This is a genomic window from Pseudomonas sp. G3-19, assembly GCF_054855875.1.
Map to the genome: position 1 here is coordinate 3,376,146 of NZ_JBMPIQ010000003.1, position 25,448 is coordinate 3,401,593.

The following is a 25,448-nucleotide window of genomic DNA, read 5'->3' on the forward strand; positions in this document are numbered from 1 at the left end:
GGATCACTTTTGTAACGCGATAAGCCGAGCCATGCCCCGTCTGCTGCGCTACACCCTGTTACTGATTGTGCTCGCCATCGCCGTGATCGGCGGGCTGATCTACAGCCTGACCTGGCGCCCCGATGCGCGAGAAACCTTGCCCGTCACCTGCAGCGGTACGCCGCCGACCCTGGTGCCCGGGCAAGCGCTGAAAGTCATGACCTGGAACGTGCAGTACCTGGCGGGCAAGCGCTACGTGTTCTGGAACGATCTCGCCCAAGGCTCTGATGAAGCACCATCCCCGGAAGACATGGCCTTCAGTCTCGACGAAGTGGCGCGGGTGATTCGCGACGAGCAGCCCGACGTGGTGCTGCTGCAGGAGCTGGATGACGGCGCCAAGGCCAGTGATTACCAGAATCAGCTCAAGCTGCTGCAGGAACGGGTCACCGATCTCTACCCGTGCAGCGCCCATGCCTTCGACTGGAAAGCCGAGTTCGTCCCCGACCCGCACATCTTCGGCAGCGTTGGCCGGCAACTGGTGACCCTGAGCCGTTACCGCATCGAACACGCCGAACGCCTGCAATTGCCGGTGCCTCCGGCGAATTTCATCTCCCGCCAGTTCGCCCCCAAGGACGCCTTGCTCGCCACCAAGCTGCCGCTGAGCGATGGCGGGCAACTGACGGTATTCAACACCCATCTGGATCGCGCCCGCCAACCGGACGAGACCTTGCAGGCGCAAGTGACAGCGGTGGCCAAAGTGCTCGACAAGTACGAAAGCCAGGGCCTGCCATGGCTGATCGGCGGCGACTTCAATCTGTTGCCGCTGGGCCAGTATCAGCGTCTGCCCGCCGAGCAGCGCACGCCCTACGCGATCGACAGCGCCCTGCATCTGTTGTGGGACAAGTACCCGATGATCCCGACCAACAACGAAGCCAGCGGCATCGACCGCGCCCACTGGCTGACCCACTACCCCAACGACCCCGGACTGAATGGCCCGGATCGCACCGTCGACTATCTGTTCTACAGCCCGAAAATCAAACGGGTCGAAGCGCGGGTGCGCCAGGACGATACCTTGCGCATTTCCGATCACTTGCCGGTGATTGCGCGGTTCCTGCTGCCCGCGGCGCCTTAGCCCCCCCTCATAACCCTGTGGGAGCGGGCTTGCTCGCGAAAGCGTTGTGTCAGTTGATGCATCCGTGCCTGGCGCACCGCCTTCGCGAGCAAGCCCGCTCCCACAGTAGATTGATGTCGTACCGTGATTGGGTGGCAGGCTGCGATGTTTTGCTCTTCAGGTGCCGCGCGGCTTGGCCCGCGCGGTCGCCTCGGCCACCAACGGATCATCCGGCCAATAATGCTTCGGATAGCGCCCCTTCAGATCCTTCTTCACCTCGGCATAGGTACTGCGCCAGAAGTTGGCCAGATCCTGCGTCACCTGCACCGGCCGCCGTGCCGGGGACAACAGGTGCAGCTTGACCACTTGCCGGCCGCCGGCAATTCGTGGCGTCTCGGCGAGGCCGAACAGCTCCTGCAAACGCACCGCGAGAATCGGCGGAAATTCGCTGTAATCCAGACGAATCGATGAACCCGACGGCACACTGATGTGATGTGGCGCCAGCTCATCAAGCTTCTGCGGCAGCGGCCACGGCAGCAGATTGCGGACGATGCTCGACAGGTCAAGATTGGCGAAATGGCTGAGCCGCGAGACCTTGCCCAGGTAAGGCATTAACCAATGCTCGAGAGTGTTCAGCAACGTCGCGTCGCTGACATCCGGCCACTGACTGTCATCCTGCGTGGCCAGATCCAATTGCCGCAACAGGGCAACCCGCGCCTGCCACTGCCGTAGCTCCGGCGTCCACGGCAACAACTCCAGTCCCTTGCGCCGCACCAGATTGACCAGCGCCTGACTGCGCGCCGCTTCGTCGAGACCGGTCAACGGTTCGCGGCTGAGGATCAGTTCGCCAACCTTGAGCTGACGCTCGGCGCGCAGCACGCCTTCGCGCTCATCCCAGTCCAGTTGATCGACAGCGCGCACTTGCTCGGCGAGCACCGAATCGAACAGCGCCGGATCAAAATCCGCCGCCAGGTAAATCCGTTCCTCACGCTGGCCCTGACGACTGCCGAGATCGGCGATCACAATCCACGGCTCCTTCATCAGGCTGTCGGCTTCGGCGAACAGCGCAGCGCGACCATTGGCCAGACGATATTCGGCGCCACCGGCACGCCGCTGCTGGGCAACCCGATCCGGGTAAGCCAGCGCCAGCAACGCACCGAGCCAGCGCGGGTGATCAGGATCGCTGACCGGCGCGCTGGCCTTGCCGCGCAGGTAACCGCGATATTGCCGCGCCAGTTGCCGCGCACGCTGCACGCCGCCCTGAGCACCGCGTGCCGCGCGTCCTTCGCCGGAGAGCAGCACCAAGCGGCTGTGCAGATCGGCCCCGGCGCCGCGCAAAATATCGCGCTCGCCGAGCAGTGCCGCGACGTCACACGCCATGTTCGCCAGCCCCAGCGCCTGACCGCGCAGCAACAGATGGGCGATGCGCGGATGCGCCGGCAACTCGGCCATGGCCTGACCGTGGGAAGTCAACGCCTCGCCTTCAAGTGCGCCCAGGCGCTGCAACAAATCCTGCGCCTGGGCATAGGCCGCTGCCGGCGGCACATCGAGCCAGACCAGCTCGCCCGGGGTCACGCCCCAGCGTCCAAGTTGCAGCGCCAGACTCGCCAGATCCGCCGACAGTATTTCCGCACTGCCGTAAGCGGCGAGCTGCTCGTGCTGATCCTGCGACCACAGGCGATAACACACGCCCGGCTCCAGACGTCCGGCCCGCCCCGCACGCTGGGTGGCGCTGGCCCTGGAAATACGCTGCGTATCGAGGCGGGTCATGCCGCTGCCTGGGTCGAAACGCGGCACCCGCACCAGCCCGGCGTCGATCACCACGCGCACGCCGTTGATGGTCAGGCTGGTCTCGGCGATGTTGGTCGCCAGCACCACTTTGCGCTGGCCGGCCGGCGCCGGGTCGATGGCAGCGCGTTGGGCATTCAGGTCCAGTTCACCGTGCAATGGGCAGAGCAATACGTCTTTACGCTCGCCGATGGCATCGCTCAGTTGCTGATGCACCCGACGGATTTCCGCCTGCCCCGGCAAAAACACCAGCAGGCTGCCAGTTTCATCGTGCAGGGCTTCGAGGACGGTCTGGGTCACGCGCTGGTCGATGTATTCGCCGGGCTGGAACGGCCGTCCCCAGCGCATCGTCACCGGGTACATGCGCCCTTCGCTGCGCAGGATCGGCGCGTCATCCAGCAACCCGGCCAGACGCTCGCCTTCCAGCGTGGCGGACATCAGCAGAATCTTCAGCGGCTGTTCAGCGCGGAACAGCTCACGACCGTTCAAACTCAGGGCCAAGGCCAGATCGGCATCAAGACTGCGTTCGTGAAATTCGTCGAAGATCAGCAAACCGACGCCTTCCAGCGCCGGATCATCCTGCAGACGCCGGGTGAGAATCCCCTCGGTGACCACTTCGATACGGGTATTGGGGCCGACCTTGCTGTCGAGGCGGATGCGATAACCGACGGTTTCACCGACCTTCTCACCCAGTTCGCTGGCCAACCGTTCGGCAGCGGCTCGCGCGGCGAGACGCCGTGGTTCGAGCATCAGAATGGTCTGCCCGGCCAGCCACGCTTCATCGAGCAAGGCTAAAGGCACGCGGGTGGTTTTACCGGCGCCGGGCGGTGCTTCGAGCACGGCTTCGTGGCGTGTCGCCAACGCTTCACGCAGGGCGGGTAAAACTTCATCGATCGGCAAAGAAATCATGCTGGCTCCCCAGGGCGTGCCCACAGTAAATTGCGAGTCGCGTTAAAGCTGTGAGCGTGCCAGGCAAGGCGCGGGACGCAGGTAAGGGTCGTTTCCTTGCCAAGTTCCGCAACGCAGCATGGCGCGTTCACAGCTTTAGCCCGGAGGGCCGAACCCCGCCAGGATTCATCAACCTTCACGAGGTGTCGATCTGGAGAAAACAACTTCAATCCTCAACATATTTCGGTAGGGGTGAGACGAGGCCGCAATTTACTGTGGGCGCGCCCTGCCGAGGGCGAGTATAACGGCGAACTGCCGGGCGTTTGTCAGGGTCTTAATTTCAAATGACGACGCTTCGTTTTCAAATGACTCAGGAGATTTTCCATGCGCTTACCTTCTCGCCTGATCGGCGGTGTACTGGTCGCCACCCTGCTCACGCAACTCACGGCTTGCGGTTCGATTTTCTATCCGGACCGTCGCGGTCAGATCGACGGCAAGATTGACCCGGCGATTGCCGTGCTCGACGCCGTGGGCCTGCTGTTCTACGTGATTCCAGGGCTGATCGCGTTCGCGGTCGACTTCACCACCGGCGCGATCTATTTCGAACCGGGCCACACCGCTCAGGTCGATCCGGCCAAGCTCAAACAAGCCATCGGCCCGGACGGTCAGGTCGATAACCTCAAGTTGCAGGCTATTCTCGAAACAGAACTGGGCCGCAACCTGCCTCTGGACGATCCGCGCCTGATCCAGCACAAGGGCAGCACGCAACAACTGGCGATGTTCGGCCTCCAACCCGCCGCATAAGGAAATCACATGACCACCAGCCCCGAACACGCCCGCCTGCTGCGGCTGGCAACCCGCGCTTCGGTGGCGGTGGCCTGCACGCTGATCATCGCCAAAGCCATCGCCTGGTGGCTGAGCGGCTCGGTGAGCATGCTCGCCGGCCTCACCGACTCGGCGCTGGATGGCGTCACTTCGCTGCTCAATCTGCTGGCGGTGCATTACGCGCTGCGTCCGGCCGATGACGATCACCGTTACGGCCACGGCAAGGCCGAATCGCTGGCGGGCATGGCGCAGGCGCTGTTCATCGGCGGCAGTGCGGTGCTGATTGCGTTCCAGGCGTATGAACGCATCAAGCAACCGGAGCCGCTCGGCGCGCCGTGGCTGAGCATCGGCGTGATCGTGTTCTCGCTGCTGCTGACCGCCGCGTTGCTGACGCTGCAACATCGGGTGATCAAGCAGACCGGCTCCAACGCCGTGCGCGCCGACTCGCTGCACTACCGTTCGGACATGCTGCTCAACGGCAGCATTCTGATTGCGCTGATCCTCGCCGGCATGGGCTTTCATCAGCTCGATGCATGGTTCGGTCTGGGGATTGCCGGGTACATTTTGTGGAGTGCGATCCAGATCGCCCGGGAAAGTTTTTCGGTGCTGATGGATGAAGAGCTGCCGGCGGACGTCAGTCAGCACATGCTCGAACTGGCCTGCGCGGTACCGGGCGTGTTGGGCGCGCATGACTTGCGCACACGGATCTCGGGCAACCACTGGTTTGTGCAGTTGCATCTGGAGTTGCCAGGAGAGCTGACCTTGTCAGTGGCTCACGGCATCAGCGATCAGGCGGCGGATGCGATTCACGCCGCCTACCCGCGAGCCGAAGTGCTGGTGCACGCCGACCCGCAGGAAGTGGTCAAGACCGAACGGGCGCAAACCCGGATTCAGTAAGACACCTGATAACCGCGACTGCTCAGGCAGTTGCCCTGAGCCTGACGGTAAGCCTGCACCACTTCAGGCGCTGGCTGATAGGTCGCGGTACGCGGGTCGAAACCGCTCTGCTGCACGGCGTATTGGTAGCACTGATAACCGTCCTGCTGCACCTGTTCCGGCGACTGCCCGTTGGCCGGATAGGCCTCGACGTCATAGCCCTGGGATTGCGGCTGCGGTTGCGGCGGTTGCTGCACCGGGGGTTCGACTACGACGTAATCCTGAGTGGCTTCCTGATACGCATAGTAGGAACCGGCAGCGAGGAACAGCAGCGCACCGCCGATCCACACTTCACGGGCATAGTCCGGCAGATACTGGGTGCGAATCCCTCGTGGCGGCTGCACGACGATGTACCGCGGGCCTTGCGGACGATACCAGTAGCCACCGGAATAGAAGTAATCCTGACCGCGATACGGCACGCGGTATTCGCGATCCGGGAAGCGGTCGATCACATGCCCCGGACGGTATTGGGGGCCTGGGCCCCAACCGTTGCCATGTCCGTCTGGGCGACCCGGCCAGCGATTGTCATTGGGCCGGTTGCCGGTTTGCCATTGCTGGTTGTGGTAACCATTCTGCGGCCGCTCGTCGCGGTAGTAACCCTGGCGCGGTTCCTGAGTCTGGCGCACGGTGTCGGGCCGTGGCTGGATCGGCAGGTTGTTCGACGGGGGCGCCTGATGCACCGGAGCAGGCTGATTGGGCGCGCGGTTCTGGTTCTGCCACTGGCCATTGTTGTGCTGCTGGCCGTTGTGCTCGAACTGGCGGCTGTTGTCGCCCAGAATGATTTCGTTGTTCTGCGGCCGCGGCTGATTTTGCGGCGGCGGATTGTTCTGCCCGTGGGGCTGATGATCGCCCCCATGGCCCTGGTTATTTCCCTGATGCTCAGGGCCGCGTCCCCCATTAGGGCTGCGGCTCTCCGGATCGTCGGCGAGCGCTTGCGCACTGACGCTCACACACAGCAAACCAACACCGGCCAGACGCCAGATGCGCGACTTCATGCTTTTCCTCACTGCGGGTATTAAGAGGGCTTGTAGCTAAGACCGGGAATACGCACACCGGGTTCTGCGACAGGTTATCAGTCACGAAACTTATTTATTGAGGAAGGCTGTGCATCGAGGCACAAAAATCGCAGGCAAGAAAAAGGGAGACCCGTCGGCCTCCCTTTAGAGAACTTCGTCCTGGCTCGACGCTTTTGACGTCGGCTCACCTCACGCCGTCTTCTGGACAGTGTGCAGCTCGGGGGCCGGCCCAGCCCCGGTGGGGGTGGCGGCCGCGGCGGGCCTGATTGGGCGGGCCGCAGTGGACTGTGTTACCGAGCAGTGATTCTGGTGATAAGAATAGGCCGGGAGGCGCGACAGAGGATTGCTAAGATTGCTCAAATAAACACTGCTTGCGCAATTTTTAACCCTGGATAGATAATCCGCCGCAATAGTTACAACCAAGGACTGATTCATGAGCAAACTCGACCGTTACGACCTGAGTATTTTGGCGGAATTGCAGCGCGACGCCCGCATCTCCAACCAGGAACTGGCCGAGCGCATCGGTCTGTCACCCTCCCCCTGCTCGCGCCGGGTCAAGCAACTGGAGGACGACGGCTACATCTCGCGCCAGGTCGCCCTGCTCGATCGCAAGATGCTCGGCCTGAGCCTGACCGCCTACGTGCTGATCGGCATGGACCGGCACACACCGGAGCGTTTCGAGAATTTCGAAGCGGCGATCCGCACGTTGCCGCAGGTGCTGGAATGCAGCCTGGTGACCGGCGTGGATGCCGACTATCAGTTGAAAGTGGTGGTGCCGGACATGGATCATTATCAGAAGCTGCTGCTGGGGCATCTGACCCGGATTGAAGGCGTGACCAGCGTGCGCTCGAGCTTTGTGCTGAATCAGGTGCTCAACAGCACTGAATTGCCGCTGACCCATCTGCGCAGCTGACATCGCCTTCGCGAGCAAGCCCGCTCCCACAGGGAAATGCATTCCGAATATGGGAGCGGGCTTGCTCGCGAAGGGGCCGGCACAGGCGACCACCATCACTGCGGCACACCGACACAGGTCAATGCGCCCGCAATCCCCCTCGGCGTATAATCGCCCAGCCCTTTCAGCCCTGTGCGCGCCGGAGATGCCCGATGGATCCAGCAGTATTCGAAGAATGGATGATGACTGGCCTGGTCAGCATCCTGATCATTTTCATGGGTTTCATCGTCTGGGATCTGGCGAAGAAGTCCAAGGCCGGGCGTTTCGGCTCGTTCATTCTGTTCTTCGTCCTGGGCCTGGGCGTGGCCGCGTTCATCATCAAGAGTGTGGTGATCGGCCTGATCGAATCCGGCGCTCTATAACCGCGCCGGCACTTCTTTCCATTGGCCCTGATCGAGCCCTTCAAGCGTCCAGTCGCCAATCCGTACCCGCACCAGCCGTAACGTCGGCAGCCCCACCGCTGCGGTCATCCGTCGTACCTGACGGTTGCGCCCTTCACGAATCACCAACTCCAGCCAACTGGTCGGCACACTTTTGCGAAAGCGTACCGGCGGATTGCGTGGCCACAGTTCAGGTTCCTCCAGTTGCCGCGCCTCGGCAGGCAAAGTCTTGCCGTCATTCAACTCGACACCTTCGCGCAGACGCTGCAACTGCTCGCCTGTCGGCACGCCTTCGACCTGCACCCAGTAAGTCTTCGCCAGTTTGTGTTTCGGATCAGCGATGCGCGCCTGCAACTGGCCGTCATTAGTCAGCAACAACAAGCCTTCGCTGTCGCGATCAAGGCGCCCGGCCGGATAGATACCGGGCACGTCAATGTAATCCTTGAGCGTCGCCCGCCCGCCTTCGTCGCTGAACTGCGTCAGCACATCGAATGGCTTGTTGAACAGGATCAGCTTCGGCTCGGCCGGCGGCGCCTTGGCGACACGACGTGGAGCCGAGGAGGATGGCTTCGCACCGGGACGGCGGGAAGGTGGACGCGGGGGACGGGACATAAGAGAACAGACATTTAGCGATCAGGGCTGCTAATGCTAGTGCCCCGACCGCCAAATGACCACGACTAACCGTTAGCGGAACGGCGGCTCGTCGAAGCTGCGCAGTTTGCGCGAGTGCAGCGAGTTGAGTTCGGTGCGCAGCAGATCCACCGCCGCGATGCCGATCTTCAAGTGCTGACTGACCGCACGCTCATAGAACGCGTTGGCCGAGCCCGGCAGCTTGATTTCACTGTGCAGCGGTTTGTCCGAAACGCACAGCAACGTGCCGTAAGGCACCCGCAAGCGATAACCCTGGGCGGCGATGGTGCCGCTTTCCATGTCCACCGCCACGGCGCGGGACAGGTTGATCAGCGGACGTTCCTGCGCCCAGCGCAGTTCCCAGTTGCGGTCGTCGTAGGTCAGCACGGTGCCGGTGCGCAGGCGCTTTTTCAGCTCCTCGCCCTTCTCGCCGGTGATATTGGCCGCGGCTTGTTGCAGCGCCAGTTGCACTTCGGCCAGTGCCGGGATCGGAATGTTCGGCGGCACCACGCGGTCGAGAATCCCGTCGCGACGCATGTAGGCGTGAGCCAGCACGTAGTCGCCGATGGTCTGCGACTGACGCAGCCCGCCGCAGTGACCGATCATCAGCCAGCAATGCGGGCGCAGCACCGCCAGATGGTCGGTGATGTTCTTGGCGTTGGACGGGCCGACGCCGATGTTGACCAGGGTCACACCGTGGCCGTCATTGGCGATCAGGTGATAGGCCGGCATCTGGTAGCGGTGCCAGACCACGCCGGCGGCAATCGCCGACGCTTCGCCGTGATCCATGCCCTTCTCGATGATCACGTTGCCCGGCAGCACCATGCGCACGAAACGCGGGTCGTTGCGCAGTTGTTCCAGGCCATGAACGATGAACTGGTCGACGTAGCGGTGATAGTTGGTCAGCAGAATCCACGGCTGCACATGGCGCCAGTCGCTGCCGGTGTAGTGCACCAGACGACGCAGGGAAAAGTCGACGCGCGCGGCATCGAACAGCGCCAGTGGCAGCGGATCGGTGTTTTCCCAGTCGTAGAGACCGTCGGCAATGCCATCGGTCGCGGCGGACAGGTCGGTACTCGGGAACACCCGCGCCAGCACCGCAGCGGTGACGCCGGAGCCGGCCAGTTCATCGCCCTGCTCGACTACGTACGGGTACGGAATATTCTGCTGGCTGACACCGACTTCCACGGTCACGGTGAAGTCGTGCATCAACGGCACCAGTTGTTCCAGCAGGTATTTGCGGAACGCCTTGGGATGGGTGACGGTGACGCTGTAGGTGCCCGGCAGTTGCACCTTGGCGTAGGCGCGGGTGGTCTGTGGGACTTCGCCCTGACACAGGTAGGTCAGACGCAGTTCGGGATAACGAAACAGGGCACGCTGTTCGGCGTCAGGCTCGACGCGATCCTTGAGGTAACGCTTGAGCGCCGAGTTCAGCGCAGTGGTGGCCCGCTCATGCAGCTCGGCCAGACGATCCACGGCTTGTTCGGCGGTTTGAACGACAATAAACGCTTCGGTCACGATCAGCTTCCTGTGTTCTGACTTGCAGAGCTTCATCTTGCCTGCATCGTGGTCTCACGGGAACAGTGGCGTTGTGGCTGTACCCAAATCTTCCTGTCAATGGAGATCCCATGTGGGAGCGGGCTTGCTCGCGAATGCGCTGTGTCAGTCGACCTATCCATTGACTGACACACCACATTCGCGAGCAAGCCCGCTCCCACAAGGGGATTTGTGTTGGGTCAGAAACCCTGGGGGGTTGCGCGGGCGACGATGGCTTCGACGTCCAGCCCACGCGGCAATGCACCGTAGACCCGGCCGCCACCACTCAGGCGGCTGGCAATGAACGCGTCGCTGACCGCCGAGTTGCCGGCCTCCAGCAATAGCTTGGCCTGCAAACCGAGCGCGATGTCTTCGGTGAGTTGCCGCGCCCGATACTGAATATCGCTGGTGTCCTTGAACTGCGCCTGCAACTGCTGGATATGCGCAGCCAGACGTTTGTCGCCATGGCCATCGCCCAATTCGCTGAACAACACATCGAGCACACCCGGTTCTTTCGACAGCGCACGCAATACGTCCAGGCACTGCACGTTGCCCGAGCCTTCCCACGTCGAGTTGACCGGCGCTTCGCGATACAGCCGTGGCAGGATGCTCTCCTCGACATACCCCGCGCCGCCCATGCATTCGGCAGCTTCATTGATCATTCCGGGGGCGCGTTTGCAGATCCAGTATTTGCCAACCGCCGTCACCAGCCGGGCGAATTGCGCTTCATGGCGATCATCCAGATGATCCAGCGCCTTGCCCATGCGCAGGCTCAGGGCCAGCGCGGCCTCGCTTTCCAGCGCCAGATCGGCCAGCACGTTCTGCATCAACGGTTGCTCGCTGAGCAATTTGCCGCCGACCTTGCGGTGCGCGCAGTGGTGGCTGGCCTGGGTCAGCGCCTGACGCATCAGCGAGCTGGAGCCGACCATGCAATCGAAACGGGTCATCGCCACCATCTCGATGATGGTCGGTACGCCGCGCCCTTCTTCGCCGACCATCCATGCCAGCGCGCCGCGAAACTCCACTTCACTGGAGGCGTTGGACTGGTTGCCGAGTTTGTTTTTCAGGCGCTGGATGTAGAACTGATTGCGCGTGTCGTCGGGGCGGTGGCGCGGCAGCAGGAAGCAGGTCAGGCCCTTGTCGGTCTGCGCCAGCGTCAGGAATGCATCGCACATCGGCGCCGAGCAGAACCACTTGTGCCCGACCAGTTCATAGGCCTGCCCCGGGCCACTGGCCCCCACTGGATAGGCCTTGGTGGTATTGGCCCGCACATCGGTGCCGCCCTGTTTTTCGGTCATCGCCATGCCGATGGTCACGCCGGCCTTGTGCGCCATGCCGATGTTGCGCGGGTCATATTCGGTGGCGAGGATCTTCGGCAGCCACTGTTCGGCCAGATCCGGCTGCAAACGCATGGCCGGTACGCTGGCGAAGGTCATGGTCAACGGGCAACCGCTGCCCGCCTCGGCCTGGCTGTGCAGATAGCTCATCGAGGCGCGGGCGACATGTGCGCCGTCCTGCGGATGAGTCCAGGGTGATGAAGTCAGGCCATGTTCGATCGCGGTGCGCATCAGTTCGTGATAAGCGGGATGGAATTCCACCAGATCGATGCGATGACCGTAGCGGTCATGGCTGACGAATACCGGTTTGTTCTGATTGGCGAGGAACCCGGCTTCCATCAGCGGCCCACCGGCCAGAGCGCCATAGGTGTCGATTCGCGACTCGGCCCAACCGGCGCCAAAACGGCGCGACCACTCCTGCAATGGCAGGTCGATGCGGTACAGGTTGGCACCGTCCAGCGACGGTGGCTGGTTGGTGACTTCGTGGGTTTCGGCGAACTGATGCAGGTTCATGACGGGGCTCCTTTGGTCAGCCAAGGGATTCAGTTAAGCACCGGCCCGTGGCTGATCAAAGTGTCATATGCGCCGAACTGTCGGCGCTTTCACCCTATTACGCGCTGAGCACCCGACGCTCCAGCGCCGTCTGCAGGTCTTCGAATTTCACCGGTTTGTTCAGGTAATCGATGTGCGTGCCCGGTGCGCAGTGCTCGCGATCCGTGCCCAGGGCCAGCATGAACACCGGCAGATTGGCGCAGCCGGGCAACCCATGAATCTGGCAGCACAACGAGGCCCCTTCGTGGCTGGGCAACTGGCAATCGATCAGCACCGCATCGAAGGCCTCGCGCTGCAGATAATCCAGCGCCGCCGCGCCGTTGTCCGCCGTGCGTACGCGGAACCCCAGTTTGAGCAGCATGCCGCGCATCACCAGTTGGTTGACGCTGTTGTCATCCACCAGCAACACCGTGCAATCCTGCGGCGCACGGCTGCGCTCGTGCAGCGCGTCCGCGGTTGGTGCCGCTTCGACTTCCGGCAGCTCGAACTCGACATCCAGTTGAAAACGGCTGCCGCTGCCTGGTTGGGAGCGGTGCGTAAGCTTGCCGCCGAGCAGTTCCACCAGTTGCCGACAGATCGCCAGCCCCACGCCCAGCCCGCCGTATTCGCGGGTCATCGAGCCATCAAGCTGGAAGAAGCGCTGATACATCGTCGCCTCGCCCAGATCGGTGAAACCGATGCCTGTGTCGATCACCGCAAACGACAACGCCAAGCGGTTGTCCGCCGTCGGCTTGCCGGTCACCCGCAGCGCCAGACCACCGACCCGGGTGAACTTGATCGCGTTGTCCAGCAGGCACTCCAGGCATTGCGCCAGTTTTGCGCTGTCGCCGTGCAAGCGATCCGGCAGGGTCGGCAGCACCTCGACTTTGAAGTCCAGCGACTTGCTCGCCGCGTTGCCATCGAACTGCACGCGCAAGGCCTCGACCACCGCGCGCAGGCTGAAGATGCCCGGCGTCGCCTTGAGCTTGCCGGCCTGCAGTTCGGTGAGGGTGAGGATGCCGTTGACCATGCGCATCATGTCCCGGGCGGAGCCGGCGGCGGTTTGCTGGTATTGCTCCAGTTCAGGCTCCAGCTCGACGGTCTGCATCAGTTCCAGCGAACCGATCACACCGTTCATCGGCGTGCGCAATTCATGGGTCAGGGTCGCGAGGAATTCATCCTTGAGCTTGTTGCTGTGGGCCAGTTGCTGGTTGAGCACTTCGAGCTTCTGCCCGGCGTCGAACAGGGTCTGCGCCTGTTGCTCGCGCATCGCGTTGATGCGGTCGGCCAGCGCCAGCGACAGTAGCGCAACTTCGATCGCCGAACCGATCTGACTGGCGTACATGGTCAGGAACACGTTCGGCAGCAGGCCCAGCACCATCAGCGTATTGACGATGCCGCCGAGCAGGAATGCCGACCAGGCAATGATGAAATAACGCGCCACCCGCAAGCCGCGCCACCAGGCGAGAATCCCGGCGGCGAAGATCACCACGGTGAACACCAGCGCCAACAGGGTCGCCAGGCGCAGCGACAATGCGTAACTGGTCATCAGCGACAGCCCGACCACCAGCGCGCCGAACGCGATCAGGGCGATCAGCAGATAGTCGAGCCAGCGACTGTGGGTTCTGGTCTGCAGGAAACTGCGGGCGAACTGGCTGCCGAACAACCCGGCGCAACCGATGAAAAACGGTGTGGCGGCGTTGGCCCACCACGGATTGTCCGGCCAGAAATACTCGACCGCCGCGCCGTTTACCGACAGTTGATAAAGGCCGAACGAGGCGATGTAGAAGATGTAATAGAGGTAGCTGGTGTCGCGCACGCTCAGGTAGATGAACAGGTTGTAGACCAGCATCCCCAGCAGCACGCCATAGATGATCCCCAGCACATACAGGCGCACCGGCTGGTCTTCGAGGTACGCGGTGCTCGACCATAACGTCACCGGTGCCTGAATCGAACCCTCGCTGGCCAGGCGCAGGTACACGGTTTTTTGCTGGTCAGGGGCGAAGGTCAGGTCGAACAGGTAATTGTTCTGCCGGATCTCGCGACTGGCGAACGGCAAGGCGTCGCCGGTTTGCCGGATCAGTCGGTAGTCGCCATTGGCATCGGCCATATAAAGGTCGAGGTGATCGAGCGGCGGATACGCCAGTTCCAGCAGCCAGGTGCGCTGGGCGGCCGGGTTGTTCGGACGGTAATGCAGGTCGATCTTCAGCCAGAACGCCGAGCGCGAGTAACCGGCATTGAGCGTGGCTTTATCGTGAGGTTTGAAATTGCCCGCCGCCGCTTGAGCACGGACGTCGGCGATGCTCGCCTGACCGCTCGGGTCTTCGAACACCTGCAAGGAGCGACCCAGGGGAAGGCTCTGGGTATTTTCGTCGAACTCGACGGCGCTTGCGAGGAGGGGCAAGCAGAACAGCAACATCAGCAAATAGCGCATTGAAGCCCCAGCGTGGCTCGTCCGGTTGTGTCAGGAAGCCCCCCATTCCCTTTGAGTAGACGTAAAACCGGTATTACCTGTTATTGGTTTGGATCCAGCCTAGCATAGCCGTTGATGGCCATTGAGCACCATCGAAATTTTTCCTACAAAGGCTCTAGAACGGGCGTTTCAGAGCAAAGCAGCGAGCTAGAGCTGTTGAGTTGGTCAGCTCACTACAACGACGGATGTTGTAAATACCTCTTGTGGCGAGGGGATTTATCCCCGATGGGTCGCGAAGCGGCCCCAAACCATGCAACCAGATTCTTTCAGACACGATTCATAGAATGGATTTGCGACTGCTTCGCAGCGCATCGGGGATAAATCCCCTCGCCACAATTGCTACCCGACTAATGGCCGCAATGTGTCAGACAATCTCTAGCCAAACGCTTTCAGGACTGAACCCCAAAATCAGGTTTGGTGGTAAGCTCGCGCACCATGAATATCTACAGCTCCCGCCCCGTTGTCCTCTGTCTCTCCGGCCACGACCCCAGTGGTGGCGCCGGCTTGCAGGCAGATATCGAAGCCCTGCTCGCGCAGGGTTGCCATGCGGCTCCGGCCGTCACCGCCCTGACCGTGCAAGACACCGTCAACGTCACTGACTTCCGCGTCCTCGACCGTGAGTGGGTACTGGCCCAGGCCAACGCCGTGCTCAACGACTCCGAAGTCGCTGCGGTCAAACTGGGCATGCTCGGCTCGCTGGAAATGGTCGACACCGTGGTCGAACTGCTCTCTGCGCACCCGCACCTGCCAGTGGTCTGCGACCCGGTGCTGCGTGCCGGCGGCGGCGGACGCCTGGGCAAGGATGAAGTCGGTTATGCGATGCGCGAGCGTCTGCTGCCGCTGTCGATCATTGCCACCCCCAACCTTCCCGAAGCACGGATTCTCGCCGAACTGCCCGAAGGCACTGCGGACGAGTGCGCGGAAAAGCTCCTGCCGTTCGTCAAAAACCTGCTGATCACCGGCGGCCATGGCGACGAAACTGAAATCCACAATCGCCTGTACAGCCGTGACGGCCTGCGTGAAACCTTCTATTGCCAGCGTTTACCGGGCAGTTATCACGGTTCCGGCTGCACATTGGCCAGCGCCCTCGCCGGTCGGCTGGCCCAGGGTGAAAACCTCGCCAGCGCGGTGCGTACGGCACTGGATTACACCTGGCGCACCCTGCGCGATGCCGAACAACTGGGCAAAGGCCAGTTCGTGCCGCGTCGCCTGCCGCTGGATTTTTGCTCGTAACGTCGTGAGGTCTGCCTGATGAAACTCCGTGGCCTGTACGCCATCACCGATAGCCAATTGCTGGCGGGCAAGTTTCTGTCGTATGTGGAGGCGGCGCTGGAAGGCGGCGTCACCCTGCTGCAATACCGCGACAAAAGCAGCGACGAGGCCCGCCGTCTGCGCGAGGCCGAAGCGCTACGCGATCTGTGCGAACGCTACAAGACGCAGTTGATCATCAACGATGACGCCGAATTGGCCGCACGCCTCAACGTCGGCGTGCACCTGGGGCAGACCGACGGCCCGCTGTCGCCGACCCGCGCCCTGCTCGGCTCCAAAGCCATCATCGGTTCGACCTGCCACGCGCAACTCGAACTGGCCGAGCAAGCCGCCAAGGAAGGCGCGAGCTATGTCGCCTTCGGTCGCTTCTTCAATTCCAACACCAAACCCGGCGCGCCAAGCTGCAGCCTCGATCTGCTCGACGAGGCCAAACGCAAGCTGCATCTGCCGGTCTGCGCGATTGGCGGCATCACCCTCGACAACGCCGCGCCACTGGTGGCCCACGGGGTCGACCTGCTGGCGGTGGTCCACGGCTTGTTCGGTGCCGAAAGCACCGCCGAAGTGACCCGCCGCGCCCGCGCCTTCAACGAACTTCTGAAAATCTGATTTGAGAGCCCGAACATGTCTCGTTCCGAAACCCTGTTTGCCAATGCCCAGAAACACATTCCCGGTGGCGTGAACTCGCCGGTTCGCGCGTTCAAGAGCGTGGGCGGCACACCGCTGTTCTTCAAACATGCCGAAGGCGCCTACGTCACCGACGAAGACGACAAACGCTATGTGGATTACGTCGGTTCGTGGGGGCCGATGATCCTCGGCCACAGCCACCCGGACGTGCTCGATGCAGTGCGCAATCAACTGCAACACGGCCTGTCCTACGGCGCGCCGACCGCGATGGAAACCGAGATGGCCGACCTGGTCTGCTCGCTGGTGCCGTCGATGGACATGGTGCGCATGGTCAGCTCCGGCACCGAAGCGACCATGAGTGCGATTCGTCTGGCCCGTGGTTACACCGGTCGCGACAGCATCATCAAGTTCGAAGGCTGCTACCACGGTCACTCCGACAGCCTGCTGGTCAAGGCCGGCTCCGGCGCGCTGACCCAGGGCGTACCAAGCTCCGCCGGTGTCCCGGCCTCGTTCGCCAAACACACCCTGACCCTGCCGTTCAACGACATCGACGCCGTGGAGAAGATGCTCGCCGAAGTCGGTCAGGACGTCGCCTGCATCATCGTCGAGCCAGTCGCGGGCAACATGAACTGCGTACCGCCGGCACCGGGTTTCCTTGAAGGCCTGCGTTCGCTGTGCGACAAGCATGGCGTGGTGCTGATTTTCGACGAAGTGATGACCGGTTTCCGCGTTGCCCTCGGCGGCGCCCAGGCGCACTACGGCGTGACCCCGGATCTGACCACCTTCGGCAAGATCATCGGCGGCGGCATGCCGGTCGGCTGCTTCGGCGGCAAGCGTGAAATCATGGAGCGCATCGCGCCGCTGGGCCCGGTGTATCAGGCCGGCACCCTGTCGGGTAACCCACTGGCGATGGCCGCCGGTCTGACCACCCTGCGCCTGATCAGCCGTCCGGGTTTCCACGCCGAGCTGACCGACTACACCACGCGCCTGCTCGACGGTCTGCAACAACGCGCCGATGCCGCGGGCATTCCGTTCGTGACCACGCAAGCGGGTGGCATGTTCGGCCTGTATTTCAGCGGCGCCGACGACATCGTCACCTTTGAAGACGTGATGGCCAGCGACGCAGCACTGTTCGGTCGCTTCTTCCACCTGATGCTTGAAGGTGGCGTGTACCTGGCACCGAGTGCATTCGAAGCCGGTTTCACCTCGATCGCCCACGGCGAAACCGAGCTGAAAATCACTCTGGACGCTGCCGAACGTGCCTTCGCTGCACTGAAGTAATCGCCGTACCGCTGACGTTGGCCATGGCCAGCGTCAGCTTTCACCTACACCCACGCTGTTTTTCCCACGCCTCTGCTAAAAATCCGCCAGAAAGTGGCCGATATATTCCCCGCGCAGCAGAAAAACGAGTAAAGACTTTGTAAGGTTGGCCCTGCTTATTTCATAATGCGCGCTTATTGGATCCCTCGATGGGTCCGCGTGCCCTTCAGAGGTAAGTCGATTCCCATGAACCGCACCGGCCGCACCCTTGCCTTGGGCTGCCTGTTGCTCCTTCAGCCCCTGCTCGCGCATGCACAAGCAGGCGGCAACTCGTTGTTGATCCCGGCGATGGGTCGTTGCACCCTCAACACTCAGCCGCAAGACGTCACGCAGGCACTGGCCGCCTGTCAGAAAGCGGCGGACGAAGGGGATGCGCAAGCGCAATACGAGTTGGGTGAGTTCTACTACGACGGCAAGAATGCGCCACGCGACCTCAATCAAGCCCTGAGCTATTTCGAAAAAGCCTCGTTGCAAGGCCATGCTCAGGCACAGTTCAAGCTCGGTACCATGTTCTTCCACGGCGAAGGCGTGCAGGCCAACAACATTCAGGCCTACATCGTGCTGAAGATGGCCGCGGTCAACGGCGCCGAAGATGCGCTGGACACCGCCGACGAGGTCTCGGAAAAAATGTCCCGCGAAGACCTCGAAACCGCGACCCAGGTGCTCGGGCAAATTTTCCGTAAATACCTGATGGAACTGCAGAGCGCCGATGGGCGTACGCCGTTTTCGCCATTGCCATAGGAGCTTTTGTGGCGAGGGGATTTATCCCCGATGGGTTGCGAAGCAGCCCCAAAACCCTGCAATCAAGCTCCTTCTGACATACCTTGCTGAATGGACTTGCGACTGCTTCGCAGTCGATCGGGGATAAATCCCCTCGCCACAAATCATTTCAAATCCAGATCCGGGCTTACTTCTCAGGCATCGGCATCGGAAACGGCATCACATTGCCGACCGCGCCACGGGCTTCGCTGATTTTCGGGGTGCCCAGACGTTCCACCTCGTCGATGCGCACGATCGAATGCATCGGCACAAAGCTGCGCACCACGCCTTCGAACTGCGCCTTGAGCTTCTCTTCGCTCGGATCGACCACCACTTGCGTGCGCTCGCCAAAGACGAACTCTTCCACTTCCAGAAAACCCCACAGATCACTTTGATAGATCTGCTTGGCGTACATTTCGAACACCTGGCCCTGGTTGAGGAAAATCACCTTATAGATTGGAGCTTCGCGTTTGGTCATGGCGGGGGGATAACATCGGGGATAAAAATGAGGGCGCAAACTATAGCATAGCCGCCGGACGCACAGCGGTAGGAACCTGAGGGCTTGTTCCCTATAATGCGCGGTTCTTTGAATCAGGTGACGACCTTACTCCATGGCCAAGAAGCTTTACATCGAAACCCACGGTTGCCAGATGAACGAGTACGACAGCTCGCGCATGGTCGATCTGCTGGGCGAACATCAGGCCCTGGAAGTCACCGCCCGTGCGGAAGACGCCGACGTGATTCTGCTCAACACCTGTTCGATCCGCGAACGTGCCCAGGATCGGGTGTACTCGCAGCTCGGCCGCTGGCGTGAACTGAAACTGGCCAATCCGGACATGGTGATCGCCGTCGGCGGTTGCGTGGCCAGCCAGGAAGGCGCGGCGATCCGTGATCGCGCGCCGTATGTCGACGTGGTCTTCGGCCCGCAGACCCTGCACCGTCTGCCGGAAATGATCGACGCCGCACGCAGCAGCAAGTTGCCGCAAGTCGACGTCTCGTTCCCGGAAATCGAAAAATTCGACCACCTGCCCGAGCCGCGCATCGACGGCCCGAGCGCTTACGTGTCGGTGATGGAAGGCTGCAGCAAATACTGCACGTTCTGCGTGGTGCCCTACACCCGTGGCGAAGAAGTCAGCCGGCCGTTCGATGACGTGATTGCCGAGATCATCCACCTCGCGGAAAACGGCGTGCGTGAAGTGACCTTGCTCGGGCAGAACGTCAACGGCTATCGCGGCCTGACCCACGATGGACGTCTGGCCGATCTGGCCGAGCTGATCCGCGTGGTCGCCGCTGTCGACGGCATCGACCGCATCCGCTACACCACTTCGCACCCGCTGGAGTTCTCCGACAGCCTGATCCAGGCCCACGCCGAAGTGCCGGAGCTGGTCAAACACCTGCACTTGCCGGTCCAGTCGGGTTCCGACCGGATCCTCGCGGCGATGAAGCGCAACCACACCGCGCTGGAGTACAAATCCAAGCTGCGTAAACTGCGCGCTGCCGTGCCAGGGATCTGCATCAGCTCGGACTTCATCGTCGGCTTCCCCGGCGAAACCGAGAAAGACTTCGAACAGACCATGAAGCTGATTGCCGACGTCGGTTTCGACTTCTCCTACTCGTTCGTCTATAGCCAGCGCCCGGGCACCCCGGCGGCCGATCTGGCCGATGACACCCCGGAGGAGCTGAAGAAAGAACGCTTGAACGCCTTGCAGCATCGTTTGAATCAGCAAGGGTTCGAGATCAGCCGACAAATGGTCGGTTCGATCCAGCGCATTCTGGTCACCGACTACTCGAAGAAAGACCCGGGCGAGCTGCAAGGGCGTACCGAGAATAATCGTATCGTCAACTTCCGCTGCGACAATCCGACCCTGATCGGCCAGTTCGCCGACGTGCACATCGACGCGGCGCAACCGCACTCGCTGCGCGGCTCGCTGATTCAATAACACCGCGCGTCTTCTGTAGTAGGGCTGTTGTGGTGAGGGGATTTATCCCCGATGGTTGGCGCAGCCGACCCAAAGCTGAAGTTGTGGTGAATCTGCCATACCGAAAGCTCTGGTTTTGGGGCCGCTCCGCGGCCCATCGGGGATGAATCCCCTCGCCACAGATAACTCCACCCGCCACAGAAAGGCTTTCCAGACTCGCATCGATATTTAAGAGCTTTCGCACCCACGCCACTGGCGTTATCCTTGATTTCATCTTAATTGCCCCAGGGCGGCTAAATACGACCTTGAACGCACCCATAGAACCACATCGTTTTATCCTCGAGCCCTTTGAGGCTCGCCGCTTCGCCAATCTGTGCGGGCAATTCGACGAGCATCTGCGCTTGATCGAACAGCGCCTGGCCATCGAGATCCGCAATCGCGGAAACCAGTTCGAGCTGATCGGCGACCCCAAGCACACCACGTCTGCGGAAAACCTGCTGCGCCGCCTGTACCGCGAAACCAAGGGTACCGAGCTGTCGCCGGACATGGTGCACCTGTTCCTCCAGGAATCGGCCGTCGTCGAACTGGACAACCACGCCCCCGCCGAAGCCTCCGTCGCCCTGCGCACCAAGAAAGGCATGATTCGCCCACGCGGCCTGAATCAGCTGCGCTACGTGAAGGAAATCCTCGGCAACGACATCAACTTCGGCATTGGTCCGGCCGGTACCGGCAAGACCTATCTGGCCGTGGCTTGCGCCGTTGATGCCCTGGAGCGCGAGCAGATCCGCCGCATCCTGCTGGTGCGTCCGGCGGTTGAAGCCGGTGAAAAGCTCGGCTTCCTGCCCGGTGATCTGAGCCAGAAGATCGACCCGTACCTGCGCCCGCTGTACGACGCCCTCTACGAAATGCTCGGCTTCGAATATGTGGCCAAGCTGATCGAGCGCCAGGTGATCGAAGTCGCGCCGCTGGCCTACATGCGCGGTCGTACGCTGAACAACAGCTTCATCATTCTCGACGAAAGCCAGAACACCACTGTCGAGCAGATGAAAATGTTCCTGACCCGGATCGGCTTTGGCTCCACCGCGGTCATCACCGGCGACATCACCCAGGTCGACCTGCCGCGCGGCACCAAGTCCGGGCTGCATCATGTGATCGAAGTACTCAAGGATGTCCCGGGCATCAGTTTCACCCACTTCCAGCCCAAAGATGTCGTGCGCCACCCGTTGGTGCAACGGATCGTCGAGGCCTACGAGCGCTTCGAGACCCGTGCCGAAGCCGCCAGGGAAACCTCGCGCGATGCTTGAGCTGGATCTGCAAATCGCTACCGAAGCGAACGCCCCGAGTGAAGCCGACTTCCGCAAATGGTGCGAACTGGCCCTGCGCCAGCGCAGCGCCGACTCGGAAATGACCATTCGTCTGGTTGGCGAGGAAGAAGGTCGTGAGCTGAATCACACCTGGCGCCATAAGGATTACGCGACCAACGTCCTGTCGTTCCCGGCCGAAGTCCCGGACGAGTTTCTCGACATCCCGCTGCTCGGCGATCTGGTGATCTGCGTGGCCGTGGTCGAGCGCGAAGCTGCCGAACAAGGCAAGGAACTCCAGGCCCATTGGGCACATCTAGTCATTCACGGCTGCTTGCATCTGCTCGGTTACGACCATATAGATGACGACGAAGCCGAAGAAATGGAAGCACTGGAACGCGAGTTGCTTGCCGAACTGGGCTATCCCGATCCGTACGCGGACGACGAAGCCGAAACCTCCCCTATCGTTACAACAAAGGATTCAGAGTAATCGCTATGAGCGAAGATCGATCGAGCAACGGGCAGAAGTCATGGCTGGGTAAACTGACCCAGGCTTTTGCCCACGAGCCGAAGAACCGTCAGGAGCTGCTTGAGCTGCTGCGTGATGCACATCAGAACAAACTGCTGGACAGCGAAGCGCTGGCCATCGTCGAAGGCGCCATTCAGGTGGCTGACCTGCAAGTACGCGACATCATGGTCCCGCGCTCGCAGATGATCAGCATCAAGGCGACCCAGACCCCTCGTGAATTCCTGCCTGCCGTGCTCGACTCGGCCCACTCGCGCTACCCGGTCATCGGCGAAAGCCACGACGACGTGATGGGCGTGCTGCTGGCCAAGGATCTGCTGCCGCTGATCCTCAAGGAGAACGGCGACAGCTTCAACATCAAGGACCTGCTCCGCCCGGCCACGTTCGTGCCGGAGTCCAAGCGTCTGAACGTGTTGCTGCGTGAATTCCGCGCCAACCACAACCACATGGCCATCGTCATCGACGAGTACGGCGGCGTGGCCGGTCTGGTGACGATTGAAGACGTGCTGGAGCAGATCGTCGGCGACATCGAAGACGAGCACGACGTCGAAGAAGACAGCTACATCAAGCCGCTGCCCAGCGGTGATTTCCTGATCAAGGCCCTGACACCGATCGAGAACTTCAACGAGTTCTTCGACAGCGAATTCTCCGACGACGAGTTCGACACCGTTGGCGGTCTGGTGATGAGCGCGTTCGGGCACTTGCCAAAACGCAACGAAATCACTGAAATCGGCGCCTATCGTTTCCGCATCCTGAACGCCGACAGCCGTCGGATTCATTTGCTGCGACTGACCCCTATCGCCCGGTAAGAAATCTAAGGACTGAAATGCGCTGGACAACCCGCCCCGGCTGGCCCGGTAACCTGCTGGCCGTGGCGGCCGGTGCAATCACCACCTTCGCCCTGGCCCCGTTCAACATCTGGCCGCTGGCTTTACTCGCGGTTGGGCTGTTCTACGCCGGCCTGCGCGAGCTGAAACCGCGTCAGGCGCTGGGCCGTGGCTGGTGTTTCGGTTTCGGCCTGTTCGGCGCCGGCACCAGTTGGATCTACTACAGCATCCACCACTTCGGTGGTGCCTCGGTGCTGCTGGCCGGGTTCCTGATGCTGCTGTTCACCGCAGCGATCGCGCTGTTCTTCGCCCTGCCCGCGTGGGTCTGGGCGCGCTGGTTGCGCCGCAACGAGGCACCGTTGGCCGATGCGCTGGCGTTTGCCGCGCTGTGGGTCGGTCAGGAAGCGTTTCGTGGCTGGTTTCTCACCGGTTTTCCATGGCTCTACTCCGGTTACAGTCAGCTCGACGGCCCATTGGCCGGGCTCGCGCCGGTGGGCGGCATGTGGTTGGTGTCGTTCGTTCTGGCGCTGACTGCGGCGCTGATCTACAACGCACCGCGCCTGCTGCAAACCGGTCGTAAAGGCTTTATCGCGGCCGGTTTGCTGTTGCTGGTCGGGCCATGGGTGGCGGGTATTGCGCTCAAGGGCCACGCCTGGACCAGTCCGTCCGGCCCGGCACTGAGCGTCGCTGCGATTCAGGGCAACGTCGAACAAAGCATGAAATGGGATCCGGCGCAGCTTAACGCGCAACTGGCGCTGTATCGCGACCTGAGTTTTCGCTCGAAGCCGGTGGACCTGCTGATCTGGCCGGAAACCGCCGTGCCGGTGCTCAAGGAGTCCGCCGAGGGCTACTTGAACATGATGGGTAACTTCGCCGCCGAGCGTAAATCGGCGCTGATCACCGGCGTGCCGATCCGCGAGACGGTCCGCCACGAAAAACGCTTCTTCAACGGCATCACCGTGGTCGGCGAGGGCGATGGCACTTACCTCAAGCAGAAACTGGTGCCGTTCGGTGAATACGTACCGTTGCAGGATCTGCTGCGCGGGTTGATTGCGTTCTTTGATTTGCCAATGTCCGACTTCGCTCGCGGGCCGGCGGATCAGCCGTTGCTGCAGGCCAAGGGTTATCAAATCGCGCCATTCATCTGCTACGAAGTGGTGTACCCGGAATTCGCCGCTGGGCTGTCGGCACGCAGCGATCTGCTGCTGACGATCAGCAACGACACCTGGTTCGGCACCTCGATCGGCCCGCTGCAACACCTGCAAATGGCGCAAATGCGCGCACTTGAGGCAGGCCGCTGGATGATCCGTGCTACGAACAATGGCGTGACTGGGCTGATCAACCCGTTCGGGCAGATCACCGAGCAGATCCCGCAGTTCGAACAGGGCATTCTGTATGGCGAAGTGGTGCCGATGCACAACCTGACGCCGTACCTGCAATGGCGTTCATGGCCGCTGATCATCGTCTGTGTGCTGCTGTTTGGCTGGGCGCTGATGGCAAGCCGGATGTCGAAAACCCTTTAAAAGCGATCCATAAACACTGTGGTGAGGGGATTTATCCCCGATCGATGACGCAGTCATCGCAAATCCATTGCACTCGATTTACCTGAAAGTCCGAGATGCAGGGTTTGGGGCGGCTTCGCCACCCATCGGGGATAAATCCCCTCGCCACGGAAGCCCTCTCAAAACAGTGCTCTTAGCGGTAAAACAACGAATACCCCACCTGCCCCACCGCCTCATTCAGCAACTGCCCGCTCTGCCAGATCGACTTGAACTCCGGCAGCCAGCCACCAAACGGGCGCGCATTATCGGTCCCGAGAAACCCGACAGGCGCCGGCACCACTTCGAATCCTGCCTGCTGGAAACACCACACGGCGCGCGGCATGTGCCAGGCCTGCGTGACCACCACGACGCGCTTGATGCCTTGTGGCAACAAGATGTCGGCGCTGAATTTGGCGTTTTCCCAGGTGGTACGGCTCTCGCCTTCCTGCCAGCGCGTGGTCACGCCGAAATCATCGCGCAACGAATCGGCCATCAGCTTCGCCTCGGTCGGCGGCGTGCCGTAATGCAGGCCACCGCTGGTCAGAATCGGCAGCCCGGAGGCCTTGGCCAGTCGCGCGGCATAGCGCTGACGCTCCAGCCCCACGCCGGTTGGCTGGTCCTCGCCCCAGGCCAGATCGCCGCGCTCGCGCCCGGAACCCAGCACCACGATGGCATCGGCGCGCTGCGCCAATATCGACCACGACTCACGGGGCAGCGGCGGCTCACGCTCCAGCGCTTTGGCGCCCCATTGCACCACCACCGGCAGGCTCATCAGCCAGAAACCACCCAGGCCAAGGGCAAAACACAGGCCGGCCAGCCGTGGCCGGGAGCGACGCAGCCACCAGGCGAGCAGCAACAGCAGCAAAAGAATGCCGGGCGGCAAGAGCAGTTGTTTGATGAAGTAACGCAAAGGCATCGGGGCATCTCCAGAGATGCCCGAAGCCTAAGAGTGTTAATGAAACGTTACAACCGATAGGTAG

Annotated in this window: 22 protein-coding genes; 14 read left to right on the forward strand and 8 right to left on the reverse strand. The window is 61.8% G+C overall.

Translation table 11 applies throughout. The features are described from left to right. Window positions 1-31: 31 nt before the first annotated feature. Entirely contained in the window at window positions 32-1,111 is a 1,080-nt protein-coding gene (locus tag ACOYXI_RS15515; protein ID WP_461675027.1) for an endonuclease/exonuclease/phosphatase family protein, read from the forward strand. 156 nt (window positions 1,112-1,267) lie between these two features. On the opposite strand, the gene hrpB is transcribed toward ACOYXI_RS15515, so the two are convergent. Next, window positions 1,268-3,787, reverse strand: coding sequence for an ATP-dependent helicase HrpB (gene hrpB / locus ACOYXI_RS15520; protein WP_461675028.1), 2,520 nt, complete (start codon window positions 3,785-3,787; stop codon window positions 1,268-1,270). 363 nt (window positions 3,788-4,150) lie between these two features. On the opposite strand from hrpB, the gene ACOYXI_RS15525 reads away from it, so the two are divergent. After that, window positions 4,151-4,570, forward strand: coding sequence for a hypothetical protein (locus ACOYXI_RS15525; protein WP_025108718.1), 420 nt, complete (start codon window positions 4,151-4,153; stop codon window positions 4,568-4,570). 9 nt (window positions 4,571-4,579) lie between these two features. Continuing rightward, window positions 4,580-5,488, forward strand: a complete 909-nt coding sequence (locus tag ACOYXI_RS15530; protein ID WP_027612877.1) for a cation diffusion facilitator family transporter — start codon at window positions 4,580-4,582, stop codon at window positions 5,486-5,488. Here ACOYXI_RS15530 and ACOYXI_RS15535 read toward each other — a convergent pair. Further along, window positions 5,482-6,522: a DUF6515 family protein gene (locus ACOYXI_RS15535; protein WP_461675029.1), complete on the reverse strand. Its 1,041-nt coding sequence runs from the start codon at window positions 6,520-6,522 to the stop codon at window positions 5,482-5,484. The genes ACOYXI_RS15530 and ACOYXI_RS15535 overlap by 7 nt on opposite strands. 454 nt (window positions 6,523-6,976) lie before the next feature. Between ACOYXI_RS15535 and ACOYXI_RS15540 the strand changes: the two genes are divergently transcribed. Both ACOYXI_RS15540 and ACOYXI_RS15545 read left to right on the forward strand, forming a co-directional pair. After that, a complete protein-coding gene (locus ACOYXI_RS15540) occupies window positions 6,977-7,456 on the forward strand; it encodes an Lrp/AsnC family transcriptional regulator (protein ID WP_007909658.1) in 480 nt (159 codons plus the stop codon). Window positions 7,457-7,647: 191 nt separating this feature from the next. Next, window positions 7,648-7,857 (forward strand): DUF2788 domain-containing protein, encoded by a 210-nt coding sequence (locus ACOYXI_RS15545; protein WP_003228500.1) that lies wholly within the window; start codon window positions 7,648-7,650, stop codon window positions 7,855-7,857. On the opposite strand, the gene ACOYXI_RS15550 is transcribed toward ACOYXI_RS15545, so the two are convergent. From ACOYXI_RS15550 to ACOYXI_RS15565, 4 genes are all read right to left on the reverse strand, one after another. Next, window positions 7,852-8,487 carry a pseudouridine synthase gene (locus tag ACOYXI_RS15550; protein ID WP_123588889.1) on the reverse strand — a complete coding sequence of 212 codons (636 nt, stop codon included), beginning with the start codon at window positions 8,485-8,487 and terminating at the stop codon, window positions 7,852-7,854. The two genes, ACOYXI_RS15545 and ACOYXI_RS15550, sit on opposite strands and share 6 nt — an antisense overlap. 72 nt (window positions 8,488-8,559) lie before the next feature. Then, window positions 8,560-10,059 carry an AMP nucleosidase gene (gene amn / locus ACOYXI_RS15555; protein WP_167734182.1) on the reverse strand — a complete coding sequence of 500 codons (1,500 nt, stop codon included), beginning with the start codon at window positions 10,057-10,059 and terminating at the stop codon, window positions 8,560-8,562. A 182-nt stretch (window positions 10,060-10,241) separates the two neighbouring features. Next, the gene (locus tag ACOYXI_RS15560) at window positions 10,242-11,891 is read right to left on the reverse strand and encodes an acyl-CoA dehydrogenase family protein (RefSeq protein WP_461675030.1); all 1,650 of its coding nucleotides are present in this window, start codon (window positions 11,889-11,891) and stop codon (window positions 10,242-10,244) included. A gap of 97 nt (window positions 11,892-11,988) precedes the next feature. Further along, a complete protein-coding gene (locus ACOYXI_RS15565; RefSeq protein ID WP_461675031.1) occupies window positions 11,989-14,343 on the reverse strand; it encodes a hybrid sensor histidine kinase/response regulator in 2,355 nt (784 codons plus the stop codon). A 474-nt stretch (window positions 14,344-14,817) separates the two neighbouring features. Between ACOYXI_RS15565 and ACOYXI_RS15570 the strand changes: the two genes are divergently transcribed. The 4 genes from ACOYXI_RS15570 to ACOYXI_RS15585 all read left to right on the forward strand — a co-directional run bounded on the left by ACOYXI_RS15570 (window position 14,818) and on the right by ACOYXI_RS15585 (window position 18,336). Then, complete coding sequence (locus ACOYXI_RS15570) at window positions 14,818-15,615, forward strand: hydroxymethylpyrimidine/phosphomethylpyrimidine kinase (protein ID WP_007960553.1); 798 nt, start codon at window positions 14,818-14,820, stop codon at window positions 15,613-15,615. Window positions 15,616-15,633: 18 nt separating this feature from the next. Continuing rightward, window positions 15,634-16,257: a thiamine phosphate synthase gene (thiE, locus tag ACOYXI_RS15575; protein ID WP_007960555.1), complete on the forward strand. Its 624-nt coding sequence runs from the start codon at window positions 15,634-15,636 to the stop codon at window positions 16,255-16,257. Between the two features lie 15 nt (window positions 16,258-16,272). After that, window positions 16,273-17,556 (forward strand): glutamate-1-semialdehyde 2,1-aminomutase, encoded by a 1,284-nt coding sequence (gene hemL / locus ACOYXI_RS15580; protein WP_461675032.1) that lies wholly within the window; start codon window positions 16,273-16,275, stop codon window positions 17,554-17,556. A 225-nt stretch (window positions 17,557-17,781) separates the two neighbouring features. After that, window positions 17,782-18,336 (forward strand): tetratricopeptide repeat protein, encoded by a 555-nt coding sequence (locus tag ACOYXI_RS15585; protein ID WP_003228518.1) that lies wholly within the window; start codon window positions 17,782-17,784, stop codon window positions 18,334-18,336. Between the two features lie 166 nt (window positions 18,337-18,502). Here the strand turns inward: ACOYXI_RS15585 and ACOYXI_RS15590 are convergent, their stop codons facing one another. Then, window positions 18,503-18,832 (reverse strand): DUF1820 family protein, encoded by a 330-nt coding sequence (locus ACOYXI_RS15590; protein ID WP_003185742.1) that lies wholly within the window; start codon window positions 18,830-18,832, stop codon window positions 18,503-18,505. A 133-nt stretch (window positions 18,833-18,965) separates the two neighbouring features. Here ACOYXI_RS15590 and miaB point away from each other — a divergent pair, with 133 nt between their 5' ends. The 5 genes from miaB to lnt all read left to right on the forward strand — a co-directional run bounded on the left by miaB (window position 18,966) and on the right by lnt (window position 24,450). Beyond that, window positions 18,966-20,294, forward strand: coding sequence for a tRNA (N6-isopentenyl adenosine(37)-C2)-methylthiotransferase MiaB (gene miaB, locus ACOYXI_RS15595; protein ID WP_007960557.1), 1,329 nt, complete (start codon window positions 18,966-18,968; stop codon window positions 20,292-20,294). A 284-nt stretch (window positions 20,295-20,578) separates the two neighbouring features. Next, window positions 20,579-21,577, forward strand: a complete 999-nt coding sequence (locus ACOYXI_RS15600) for a PhoH family protein (protein ID WP_007960560.1) — start codon at window positions 20,579-20,581, stop codon at window positions 21,575-21,577. Further along, the gene (ybeY, locus tag ACOYXI_RS15605; RefSeq protein ID WP_330207154.1) at window positions 21,570-22,064 is read left to right on the forward strand and encodes an rRNA maturation RNase YbeY; all 495 of its coding nucleotides are present in this window, start codon (window positions 21,570-21,572) and stop codon (window positions 22,062-22,064) included. Before ACOYXI_RS15600 ends, ybeY begins: the two co-directional genes overlap by 8 nt. 5 nt (window positions 22,065-22,069) lie before the next feature. After that, the gene (locus tag ACOYXI_RS15610; RefSeq protein ID WP_003228526.1) at window positions 22,070-22,909 is read left to right on the forward strand and encodes an HlyC/CorC family transporter; all 840 of its coding nucleotides are present in this window, start codon (window positions 22,070-22,072) and stop codon (window positions 22,907-22,909) included. A gap of 17 nt (window positions 22,910-22,926) precedes the next feature. Beyond that, window positions 22,927-24,450 (forward strand): apolipoprotein N-acyltransferase, encoded by a 1,524-nt coding sequence (lnt, locus tag ACOYXI_RS15615; protein ID WP_134787404.1) that lies wholly within the window; start codon window positions 22,927-22,929, stop codon window positions 24,448-24,450. Between the two features lie 172 nt (window positions 24,451-24,622). On the opposite strand, the gene ACOYXI_RS15620 is transcribed toward lnt, so the two are convergent. Further along, window positions 24,623-25,384, reverse strand: coding sequence for a YdcF family protein (locus tag ACOYXI_RS15620; protein ID WP_461675033.1), 762 nt, complete (start codon window positions 25,382-25,384; stop codon window positions 24,623-24,625). Window positions 25,385-25,448: the final 64 nt, after the last annotated feature.